Source organism: Kitasatospora sp. NPDC004531, from assembly GCF_053602195.1.
The window spans coordinates 45,281-55,698 of sequence record NZ_JBSGDD010000042.1; the positions used below are offsets into that span (position 1 = coordinate 45,281).

The window sequence follows — 10,418 nt, forward strand, 5'->3', positions numbered from 1 at the left end:
TGAATGGCAGGAGGGACGGGGCGGTGACGCCCCGCATGGATGGACGTCAAGCGATACTTCCGTGCGCCGATCATGTGGGTCGTGCTGGCCGCCCTCGCCGTGTTCGCGTTGATGGAGCTCGTCTCGGACTCGAGCGGCTACAAGACGGCGGACACCGGTCAGATCATCAGCGCGATCGACAACAATCAGGTGAAGTCGGCGCAGCTCACCACCGGTGACTCGAACCTCATCAAGATCCAGCTGCAGGACAACCAGAAGCTGAAGCCGGGCGCCAACGGCAAGTCGCCGTCCGGCAGCCGCTTCCAGGCGTCCTACACCGGCGACCAGCAGGCCGCCGACCTGGCCAAGAACCTCCAGACCAAGTTCGCCGGCGGGCAGATCCCCGACGGCTACACGGTCAGCCCCGAGAAGCAGTCGACCTTCGTCAGCCTGCTCTTCTCGATGCTGCCGATCGTGATCATCGTCGTGGTCTTCCTGTTCCTGATGAATCAGATGCAGGGCGGCGGCTCCCGGGTCATGCAGTTCGGCAAGTCCAAGGCCAAGCTGCTCACCAAGGACACCCCGAAGACCACCTTCGCGGACGTCGCGGGCGCGGACGAGGCGGTCGAGGAGCTCCACGAGATCAAGGAGTTCCTGCAGGAGCCGGCCAAGTTCCAGGCGGTCGGCGCCAAGATCCCCAAGGGCGTGCTGCTGTACGGCCCGCCCGGCACCGGCAAGACGCTGCTGGCCCGCGCGGTCGCCGGCGAGGCCGGCGTCCCGTTCTACTCGATCTCCGGCTCCGACTTCGTCGAGATGTTCGTCGGCGTCGGCGCCAGCCGCGTCCGCGACCTGTTCGAGCAGGCCAAGGCGAACGCCCCGGCGATCATCTTCGTCGACGAGATCGACGCCGTCGGCCGGCACCGCGGTGCGGGCCTCGGCGGCGGCCACGACGAGCGCGAGCAGACCCTCAACCAGCTGCTGGTCGAGATGGACGGCTTCGACGTCAAGGGCGGCGTCATCCTGATCGCCGCCACCAACCGCCCCGACATCCTGGACCCGGCGCTGCTGCGCCCCGGCCGCTTCGACCGGCAGATCGCCGTCGACCGCCCGGACCTCCAGGGCCGACTGGACATCCTCAAGGTGCACCAGAAGGGCAAGCCGATCGCGCCGGACGTCGACCTGTCGGCCGTCGCCAAGCGCACCCCCGGCTTCACCGGCGCCGACCTGTCGAACGTGCTGAACGAGGCGGCGCTGCTCACCGCCCGCTCGGACCTCAAGCTGATCGACAACAACGTGCTGGACGAGGCGATCGACCGCGTCGTGGCCGGTCCGCAGAAGCGTTCGCGGATCATGTCCGACAAGGAGAAGAAGATCACCGCGTACCACGAGGGCGGTCACGCCCTGGTCGCGGCGGCCTGCAACTACTCCGACCCGGTGCACAAGATCACCATCCTGTCCCGGGGCCGCGCGCTCGGCTACACCATGGTGCTGCCGGACGAGGACAAGTACTCGACCACCCGCAACGAGATGCTCGACCAGCTCGCCTACATGCTGGGCGGCCGGGCGGCGGAGGAACTGGTCTTCCACGACCCGACCACCGGCGCCTCGAACGACATCGAGAAGGCCACCGCCACCGCGCGGGCCATGGTCACCCAGTACGGCATGAGCGAGCGCCTGGGTGCGATCAAGTTCGGCTCCTCCGACTCCGAGCCCTTCCTGGGCCGTGAGATGGCCCACCAGCGCGACTACTCCGAGGAGGTTGCCGGGCTGGTGGACGAGGAGGTCAAGAAGCTGATCGAGACCGCGCACAACGAGGCCTGGGAGATCCTGGTCGAGAACCGCGACGTGCTCGACAACCTGGTCCTCGAACTGCTGGAGAAGGAGACGCTGAACAAGGAGCAGATCGCCGAGGTCTTCGCTCCGGTCATCAAGCGTCCCCCGCGTCCGGCGTGGACCGGCTCGGCCCGCCGCACCCCGTCCACCCGGCCGCCGGTGCAGTCGCCGAAGGAGCTGGCGCTGACCAACGGCGCCGTCACCGGCTCCGAGGGCCCGGTGGACACCGTGAAGCTCCCGCCGGCCGACGGCGGCCAGGTCGAGAGCTGATCGACCGAGCACCTGTTCGGAATGGATGCCGCGTTTCCCGGGTTTGTACCCTGGAGGCGCGGCATTCGTGCTGCACGGACACCGTTTCCCTTTGAGAGCAGCGAGGCACGCATGATCGATCCGGTGACGCTCGACGGTCAGTCCCCTGTCGGTGAGTTCGACCAGAAGCGGGCCGAGAACGCCGTCCGCGAGCTGCTCATCGCCGTCGGTGAGGACCCGGACCGCGAGGGCCTGCTGGAGACCCCGGCCCGGGTCGCGCGCGCCTACCGGGAGATATTCGCCGGCCTGTGGCAGCAGCCCGAGGACGTCCTCACCACCACCTTCGACCTCGGTCACGACGAGATGGTGCTGGTCAAGGACATCGAGGTGTACTCCACCTGCGAGCACCACCTGGTGCCGTTCCGCGGCGTCGCGCACGTCGGCTACATCCCCGCCACGACCGGCAAGATCACCGGCCTGTCCAAGCTGGCCCGGCTGGTCGACGTGTACGCCCGCCGCCCGCAGGTGCAGGAGCGGCTGACCAGCCAGGTCGCGGACGCCCTGATGAAGATCCTGGAGCCGCGCGGCGCCATCGTGGTGATCGAGTGCGAGCACATGTGCATGTCGATGCGCGGCATCCGCAAGCCCGGCGCGACCACCGTCACCTCCGCGGTGCGCGGCCAGCTGCGCGACCCCGCCACCCGGGCCGAGGCGATGAGCCTGATCATTGGGCGATAAGGGCAGCATCGGGCGGTAGTGGGGGAGCCTCCCGTCAGGGCCGCGGTTCGCGGTCCTGCGGGGGAGCGAGGTGGTCGCTGAGCCACTCCAGGGTGGCCGGCAGTTCGCGGCGCCAGGTCTCGAAGGTGTGGCCGCCGTCCGGCAGCAGCAGCGAGTCCACCAGGAACTCGGGGTGGTCGTCGGAAGCCTGTTTGGCGGCGCTGAGGAACTTCTCGGTCGCGGGGTAGTCGTCCTCGGCGTGGGTGGAGACCACCAGCAGGGCCGCGTTCGGCGCGGGCAGGTTCTTGAGCCGCCAGTTCAGGTCGGACTTCTGGGCGGCGTCCCCGTCGCCCTTGAACAGGTCGCCGTCGGTCCAGCGGTCGTTGGGCACCGTGTAGTCCGGGTGCATCCCGGCCGCGTTCCGGTAGACGTCAGGGTGGCGCATCGCCAGCCGCAGCGCGCAGGATCCGCCGGTGGAGTAGCCGAAGACGCCCCAGGACTCCGCCGTGCGGCCCAGGCGGTAGGCGGAGCGCAGCGCGGCCGGCAGGTCCTTGACGAACCAGGTCTCGGTCTTCGGGCCGCCGGGGACGTCCACGCACTCGGTGTCGCGCGGCGGGGTGACGGTGGGGCGGGCCATCACGATCACGGTGGGGGCCATCATGCCGGTGCGCTGGAGTTCGGCGGCGGTCTGCGGCAGCTGGAGGCTCTCGATCAGGTGCAGCGTCGGGCCGGGGTAGCCGGCCAGGGCGACCAGGACCGGGAAGTGGTCGCGGTTGTAGCGGGGGTTGAAGTACTCAGGTGGCAGATAGATGAACATCTGATCGGACAGGCCCGAATCGGGGCCCGTCACCTGCACCGAATCGACCCGCCCGACCTCTTCGGGCGGCCCCGGCGGTAGCACGTCCTTGACCGTCTCCAGCCCGCCCTCGGTGGTCGGCTGCACCAGCTTGTCGCCCTCCGGGACGGCGCCGGGGGCGCGCCCCGAGGTGAGCGACAGGGGGGCGCCCGAGCCGGGGCGCAGCAGGTCGTTCCAGGAGGTGTAGAAGCCGTACGCGTTGTTCACCGACAGCAGCAGTACGGACAGCACCGACACCTGAGTGACGGTCAGCAGGCCCAGTCGTCCCAGCATCGGCAGCGGGCGCTGCTGCGACAGGCGCGGCCACAGCCAGAGGGTCGCGACCAGGGCCGCCGCACCCACCACGATCAGCACCCACACCAGTGTCCCGCTGGTCAGCTCCATGCCTTCCGGTCCTCCTCGACTCCCGCTCGGTCAACGTGGTCTGACGGTCCGTCGGGTGCGAGTGGGGGTAGTCTGACCGCGCGTCGGAAACCAGTACGAACGGATGACTGCGCGAACGGGAACCGTCGCCCTAGAATGCGGCGTCCACGGGTTGGAATCGCGCCGAACCGCCGTGCCGGCGGCCATGGGTGCGGCATCGGTGGTACCCGCCGCGTCGCCCGGTCCGGCGAGTGCAGCCGTTCGAGCCGAGCCCCGCCCGGGTCGTCGCGTCCGTCCGGTGGAACCCCTCTTGACGTGCGGATTGCCAGAAAAAGGAACAGTCATGAAGGTTCATCACAACCCGGCTCCCGGGGTGCGCGAGCAGCGCCCGGGTGCCTCTAGGCTGGGTTCTCATGAGCGCTCCCGTGTCCGCTGAGACGACGACCGACCACCCCCGCCGGCGGGGGCTGCAGGCGCTCCGGTCGCAGGCGTCCGCCGTGCCCCGGCGGTGGCTGCCGGGCGTGGTCGGGTACGCGTGCCTGGCGATCGGCCTGATCGACATCGTCTGCGCGATCTTCCCGCGCTTCCGGTACACCCGGATGCACCTGTGGGCCGGTCAGCTCCCCGGCGGCACCACCACGCTGGCCGCCGCCGGCACCCTGATGGTCGGCATGCTGCTGGTGCTGCTCGCGCACGCGCTGCGCCGCCGCAAGCGGCGCGCCTGGCGGGCCGTGTGCGTCCTGCTGCCCATCGGCGCCGCGCTGCACCTGCTGCGCTGGCACCAGTTCGGGCAGGCCGCGATCTCGCTGGCGCTGCTCGTGGTGATGCTGATCCACCAGCGCGAGTTCTACGCCAAGGCCGACCCGCGCACCCGCTGGCGCGCGGTGCTCAACTTCGTCGTGCTCGGCGCCGTCTCGGTCGGGCTCGGCCTGGTCATCGTCTCCGTCCGGTGGAAGGCCGAGATCGGCGACCCGTCGCTGTTCCAGCGGCTGGAGCACGTCGGCTACGGCCTGTTCGGCTTCGAGGGCCCGATCCACTACACCAGCGACCGGATCAGCGACCTGGTCGGCTACTCGCTCGGCGCGCTCGGCCTGGTCACCGCCCTCACCACCGCGTACCTGGCGCTGCGCCCCGAGAAGCCCGAACCCGAGCTCACCCCCGAGGACGAGCTCAAGGTCCGCGAACTGCTCGCCCGGCACGGCCGGCGCGACTCGCTCGGCTACTTCGCGCTGCGCCGCGACAAGAGCGTGCTGTTCTCGCCGACCGGCAAGGCCGCGATCTCCTACCGGGTGGTCTCCGGCGTGATGCTCGCCTCCGGTGACCCGGTCGGCGACGTTGAGGCCTGGCCCGGCGCGATCAAGGTCTTCATGGCCACCGCCCGCGAACACGCCTGGGCGCCCGCCGTCATGGGCTGCTCGGAGGTCGGCGGCGAGGTCTGGACCCGTGAGGCGAACCTCGACGCGCTGGAGCTCGGCGACGAGGCCATCGTCGACACCTCCACCTTCTCGCTCTCCGGCCGCGCCATGCGCAACGTCCGCCAGATGGTCAAGCGGATCGAGCGCAACGGCTACTCCTGCAAGGTGCGCCGGGTCGGCGACCTCAGCCTGGAGGAGAAGCGCCAGATCGCCGAGGCCGCGGCCCGCTGGCGCGGCACCGACACCGAGCGCGGCTTCTCGATGGCCCTCGGCCGCTTCGGCGACGTCGGCGACGACGAGTGCGTGGTCGTCACCGCCCACAAGGCGCCCGAGGAGGGCGAGGCCGGGGACGACCTGAAGGCGGTGCTGCACTTCGTCCCGTGGGGCGAGGACGGCATCTCGCTGGAGCTGATGCGCCGCGACCGGGAGGCCGACCCCGGCCTCAACGAACTGCTGATCGTCGCCGCCCTCCAGGAGGTCGGGGCGATGGGCATCCGGCGGGTCTCGCTCAACTTCGCGATGTTCCGCTCGGCGCTCGCCCGCGGCGAGAGGATCGGTGCGGGCCCGGTGCTGCGGGCCTGGCGCGGGCTGCTGGTGTTCCTGTCGCGGTGGTTCCAGATCGAGTCGCTGTACAAGTTCAACGCGAAGTTCCAGCCCACCTGGGAGCCGCGGTTCCTGGTCTACCAGCACACCCGCGACCTCCCGCGGATCGGCTTCGCCGCGATGCAGGCGGAGGCGTTCATCACGCTGGGCATGCCGCGGTTCGGGCGCAAGCGGCAGCGGCAGGGGCTCATGCCGGAGGCTCCGGCTCAGCTCGGCAGGGCGGCGTAGGGGGCACAAGGGGCACAGCCGGGGCGCGGGGGACTGCGCGAGCGAGGAGTGCACGTCAGCTGGGGCGCGATCAAGTGCAGGTCATTGTCTTGCGTCGCGATCTTGCGGATGGGTGCCTTCCGATTCGCGCAGTTCTCCCCCAGCCCTAGCGGGCCGGGAGGTACCCCCACGCGCCCCTGTCTTCGCACCCGCCAGCTCTCCTTCCTGCTGCGTCGATAATGGGGCGTATGAGCGAAAACCTCCCTGGCCTGCCCGTCCTCGACCGTTGTGCGGTGATGGGGGTGGTGAACGTCACGCCGGATTCGTTCTCGGACGGGGGGATGTGGCTGGATCCGGCGAAGGCGATTTCGCACGGGCTGGAGCTGGTGGCGCAGGGGGCGGACCTGGTCGATGTGGGTGGGGAGTCGACGCGGCCGGGGGCGGCGCGGGTGACGGAGGAGGAGGAGCTGCGCCGGGTGGTGCCGGTGGTGACGGAGCTGGCCCGGGCGGGGGTGGTGGTGTCGGTGGACACCATGCGGGCGGCGGTCGCGCGGGAGGCGGTGCGGGCGGGGGCGAAGATCGTCAACGACGTGTCCGGAGGACTCGCGGACGCGGGGATGGCGCAGGTGGTCGCCGAGACCGGCGCGCCGTTCGTGGTGATGCACTGGCGCGGGCAGTCGGCGGACATGTACGCGCAGGCGGTGTACGGGGACGTGGTCGCGGACGTGGTGCGGGAGCTGTCCGACCGGGTGGAGGAGCTGCTCGCGGCGGGGGTGAAGGAGGACCAGCTGATCCTCGACCCGGGGCTGGGGTTCGCCAAGACGGGTGAGCACAACTGGGCGCTGCTGGGCCGGCTGGACGCGCTGACGGCGCTGGGGAGGCCGGTTCTGGTGGCGGCTTCGCGCAAGCGCTTCCTGGGTACGCTGCTGGCCAACCCGGAAACCGGGGAGCTGCGTCCGGCGCGGCAGCGGGACGATGCCACGGCAGCGGTCTCGGTGCTGTCGGCGAAGGCGGGTGCCTGGGCGGTCCGGGTCCATGACGTGTCCGGCACGGCTGACGCCGTACGAGTCGTCGCGGCCTGGCAGCAGGCGGAGCAGAGGGGGTAGTCGTGGCGGAGGCAGTGAGCGGCAACGACCGGGCGGCGGCGCTGGAACCGGACGAGGAGGCCGTGCTGGCGGCCAATCAGGCGCTGTACGAGGCTCTGGAGCACGGAGACCTGGACGCCGTCGAGTCGATCTGGCTGGGGCCGGGCGAGGCGGACGACAAGGGCGGGGTGTTCTGCGTGCACCCGGGCTGGCCGGTGCTGGTGGGCCGGGCCCAGGTGACCCGTTCGTACATGCTGATCATGGCGAACACCGAGTACATCCAGTTCTTCCTGACGGATGTGGAGGTGGACGTGCAGGGCGATGTGGCGCTGGTCACCTGTACAGAGAACATCCTGTCCGGCGGGGAGCCCGAGGAGGAGGGCGAACTGGGGCCGCTGGTGGGCGGGAAGGTCGTGTCGACGAACGTGTTCCGGCGCACCTCGGACGGCTGGAAGCTGTGGTCGCACCACGGTTCGCCGGTGCTGACGAGCGGAGACGACGAGGACGACGAGGAGGACTGAGCGCCGTCCGTCAAGGGCCGCGGTGGCCGGTCCGATCGGGTGGGCGGCCGGGGAGGCGGTCCTGGGCGGTCTGTGCTCGAAGGTAGATTCGAGGGGCGGCGGGCGACGGTGCCCGCCGGTCCCCGCTCCGGCGGGGCCGTCAGCTGGGAGCAGTGATTCTTGTGCTGGACCGCGTCACCCTGCGTGGGCTCCGTGCCCGCGGCCACCACGGCGTCTTCGAACGGGAGCGGATCGAGGGGCAGACCTTCGTCGTCGACCTGACGCTGTTCCTGGACACCCGTCCGGCCGCCGCGAGTGACGACCTGACCCGCACCGCGCACTACGGCGTGATCGCGGAGGAGGTCACCGCGGTGATCGCGGGCGACCCGGTCGACCTGATCGAGACGCTGGCCCAGCGGATCGCCGACCAGTGCCTGCGGCACGAGGTGGTCGAGGAGGTCGAGGTCGTCGTGCACAAGCCCGACGCCCCGATCACCGTCCCGTTCGACGACGTCACCATCACGATCCGCCGGGGCCGCGCCTGACGGCACCCGGTGGAGCCCGAGCGGAGGGAACTCCCATGGCCACCACAGACCCGACCGCCACGCCGACCACGTTCGACCTGCAGGGCAAGGTGGACCGCGTGGAATCCACCCTGCACGAGTCGCGGACCGCCGCGGTCGCGCTCGGCAGCAACCTGGGCAACCGCCTGGAGACCCTGCAGGGCGCGGTCGACGCGCTGGAGGACACCCCCGGCGTACGGGTGACCGCGCTGTCCGCGGTGTACGAGACGGACGCCGTCGGCGGGCCCGCCGACCAGCCGAGCTACTTCAACGCCGTCGCGGTGCTGCGCACCTCGCTGCCGCCGCAGGACCTGCTGGAGCGGGCCAACGCCGTCGAGGACGCGTTCGGCCGGGTGCGGACCGTCCGCTGGGGCGCGCGCACGCTGGACGTCGACATCCTCACCTACGAGGGCGTGCGCAGCGACGACCCGCAGCTGACCCTGCCGCACCCGCGGGCGCACGAGCGGGCGTTCGTGCTGGCGCCCTGGCGGGACGCCGACCCGCAGGCCGAGGTGCCCGGGCACGGGCCGGTCTCGGAGCTGCTGGCGGCGCTCGGCGGGCCGGAGGGGCAGGGCGTGCGGCTCCGCGCCGACCTGCAGCTGCGCCTGCCGGAGTGAGCCGTCCGGGAACTTCCGGTCGGGCGTGGCCGTAGCTCCCTGCGGGTGCGGCCCGGCCGGTACGGTGGGCTGGTCGCCCTGCCGAACCGAACCTCTGGAAGGAAGCCCGTCCGCGTGAAGCCGCTCCGTCTCCGCCTGCTGCTCGGCATCACCGCGATCACGGGGCTGCTGTCCTGGGGCGGCGCCCGGTTGTGGGACTCGCTGGGCACGCTGCCCGGGGTGCCCGCGTACGCGCCGTTCGTGCTGGCGGCGGTCGCCGTGGTGCTGCTGGCCGCGGCGATCTCGCTGCGGACGCGGTTGAAGGCGATCCGGGAGCGGCGGCCGGACGCGAAGCGGGTCGATCCGCTGCACGCGGCGCGGGCGCTGGTGCTGGGGCAGGCCAGCGCGCTGGTGTCGGCGGTGGTGACCGGTGTGTACGCGGGCGTCGGGGTGTTCCTGCTCGGCTCGCTGGACGTTCCGGCCCGCCGCTCGCAGGCCGGGACGGCGCTGTTCGCGGTGCTGGCCGGCGCGGCGGTGATCGCGGTGGCGCTGTGGCTGCAGCACATCTGCAGGCTCCCCGAGGACCACGACGACCCCGAGCACCCGCGCGGAACGGCCGCCTCCTCGCGCTGAACCCGACCTCACGGCGTGTGATGGTTCGGGTGCGGCCCGTGTTTCTGTCGGCGTGTCAAGGGCGGAATGGGGGTCGAGGCTGACAGGGCCGCGATTCGCACGCTAGTTTCTAGCCATGTCTCGCGGACGCCACCGTCATTCCTCCGTCCTGGGCCGGTCGCTGCCGCCGGTCGCCTCCGGTGTGCTCGCGGTCGCGGCCGTCGCCGCGCTGGTGGCCAGTCCGGACCAGATCGTGGCCCGCTCGGTCGGCGTCGCCGCGGTGGTCGCGGTGGTCGGCCTGGCGCTGGTGCTGCGGCAGCGCGACCGGGCCGCCCGGGCCGCCTCGGAGCTGGCCATGACGCGCCGGCTGCGCGCCGAGGAGCGCTACGAGGAGCAGATCGCCGAGGCCGAGTACGCGGCCGAGGTCGCCGAGGAGCGGGCCACCCGCTTCGGGCGGCGGCTGACGGCGGAGAAGTCCCGGCTGGCGAAGGCGGAGACCGAGATCGCCCGGCTGCTGCGCGAGCGCGCCGTGCTGGTCGCCGAGCAGGCGCTGAAGGAGGCCGAGGCGGCCCGCCGGGCGGTGGAGGCGACCCGTCCCGCGAACCCGGTCACCCCGGCCGCGTTCGTCCGCGCGCAGGCCGCGATGCGGCACCTGGAGCGGCAGGCGGCGACCGCCGAGGCGCGGCGCGCGGTGGACGAGCGGGCCCAGGTCGAGCTGCGGCCGAAGATGCCGGAGCCGGTGCAGGCAAGGATGCAGGGTCCACCCCCCGCGCCCACGGTTCGGTCACCCCTTCCGGTAGTCGCGGCCGGCCTTGGTGGAGAGGCCGCCGAGGCCGCCGA

General features: G+C 71.5%; 9 protein-coding genes and 1 pseudogene. 9 read left to right on the plus strand and 1 reads right to left on the minus strand.

The genetic code is table 11. The annotated features are described in order from the left end of the window. Positions 1–39 precede the first annotated feature (39 nt). The gene (ftsH, locus tag ACWEMJ_RS18645; protein WP_452138149.1) at positions 40–2,082 is read left to right on the plus strand and encodes an ATP-dependent zinc metalloprotease FtsH; all 2,043 of its coding nucleotides are present in this window, start codon (positions 40–42) and stop codon (positions 2,080–2,082) included. A gap of 111 nt (positions 2,083–2,193) precedes the next feature. Then, positions 2,194–2,799: a GTP cyclohydrolase I FolE gene (gene folE, locus ACWEMJ_RS18650; RefSeq protein WP_452138150.1), complete on the plus strand. Its 606-nt coding sequence runs from the start codon at positions 2,194–2,196 to the stop codon at positions 2,797–2,799. A 34-nt stretch (positions 2,800–2,833) separates the two neighbouring features. Here folE and ACWEMJ_RS18655 read toward each other — a convergent pair whose 3' ends face one another. After that, positions 2,834–4,018, minus strand: coding sequence for an alpha/beta hydrolase (locus ACWEMJ_RS18655; protein ID WP_452138151.1), 1,185 nt, complete (start codon positions 4,016–4,018; stop codon positions 2,834–2,836). 392 nt (positions 4,019–4,410) lie between these two features. Here ACWEMJ_RS18655 and ACWEMJ_RS18660 point away from each other — a divergent pair, with 392 nt between their 5' ends. From ACWEMJ_RS18660 to ACWEMJ_RS18690, 7 genes and pseudogenes are all read left to right on the plus strand, one after another. Then, on the plus strand, positions 4,411–6,243 hold the full coding sequence (locus ACWEMJ_RS18660) for a phosphatidylglycerol lysyltransferase domain-containing protein (RefSeq protein WP_452138152.1): 1,833 nt from the start codon (positions 4,411–4,413) through the stop codon (positions 6,241–6,243). Between the two features lie 218 nt (positions 6,244–6,461). After that, on the plus strand, positions 6,462–7,328 hold the full coding sequence (folP, locus tag ACWEMJ_RS18665; RefSeq protein ID WP_452138153.1) for a dihydropteroate synthase: 867 nt from the start codon (positions 6,462–6,464) through the stop codon (positions 7,326–7,328). 2 nt (positions 7,329–7,330) lie between these two features. After that, entirely contained in the window at positions 7,331–7,828 is a 498-nt protein-coding gene (locus ACWEMJ_RS18670) for a nuclear transport factor 2 family protein (protein WP_452138154.1), read from the plus strand. Between the two features lie 164 nt (positions 7,829–7,992). Further along, entirely contained in the window at positions 7,993–8,352 is a 360-nt protein-coding gene (gene folB / locus ACWEMJ_RS18675) for a dihydroneopterin aldolase (protein WP_043916702.1), read from the plus strand. 35 nt (positions 8,353–8,387) lie between these two features. Then, positions 8,388–8,987 carry a 2-amino-4-hydroxy-6-hydroxymethyldihydropteridine diphosphokinase gene (folK, locus tag ACWEMJ_RS18680; protein ID WP_452138155.1) on the plus strand — a complete coding sequence of 200 codons (600 nt, stop codon included), beginning with the start codon at positions 8,388–8,390 and terminating at the stop codon, positions 8,985–8,987. 114 nt (positions 8,988–9,101) lie between these two features. Next, positions 9,102–9,599 (plus strand): DUF3180 domain-containing protein, encoded by a 498-nt coding sequence (locus tag ACWEMJ_RS18685; protein WP_452138156.1) that lies wholly within the window; start codon positions 9,102–9,104, stop codon positions 9,597–9,599. Between the two features lie 115 nt (positions 9,600–9,714). Then, positions 9,715–10,418: pseudogene (locus ACWEMJ_RS18690) on the plus strand (hypothetical protein); the annotation flags it as partial.

Coding starts and splice junctions, on each gene's coding strand:
- ftsH (WP_452138149.1), top strand. CDS start 40: ATGGACGTCAAGCGATACTTCCGTGCGCCGATCATGTGGGTCGTGCTG.
- folE (WP_452138150.1), top strand. CDS start 2,194: ATGATCGATCCGGTGACGCTCGACGGTCAGTCCCCTGTCGGTGAGTTC.
- ACWEMJ_RS18655 (WP_452138151.1), bottom strand. CDS start 4,018: ATGGAGCTGACCAGCGGGACACTGGTGTGGGTGCTGATCGTGGTGGGT.
- ACWEMJ_RS18660 (WP_452138152.1), top strand. CDS start 4,411: ATGAGCGCTCCCGTGTCCGCTGAGACGACGACCGACCACCCCCGCCGG.
- folP (WP_452138153.1), top strand. CDS start 6,462: ATGGGGCGTATGAGCGAAAACCTCCCTGGCCTGCCCGTCCTCGACCGT.
- folK (WP_452138155.1), top strand. CDS start 8,388: ATGGCCACCACAGACCCGACCGCCACGCCGACCACGTTCGACCTGCAG.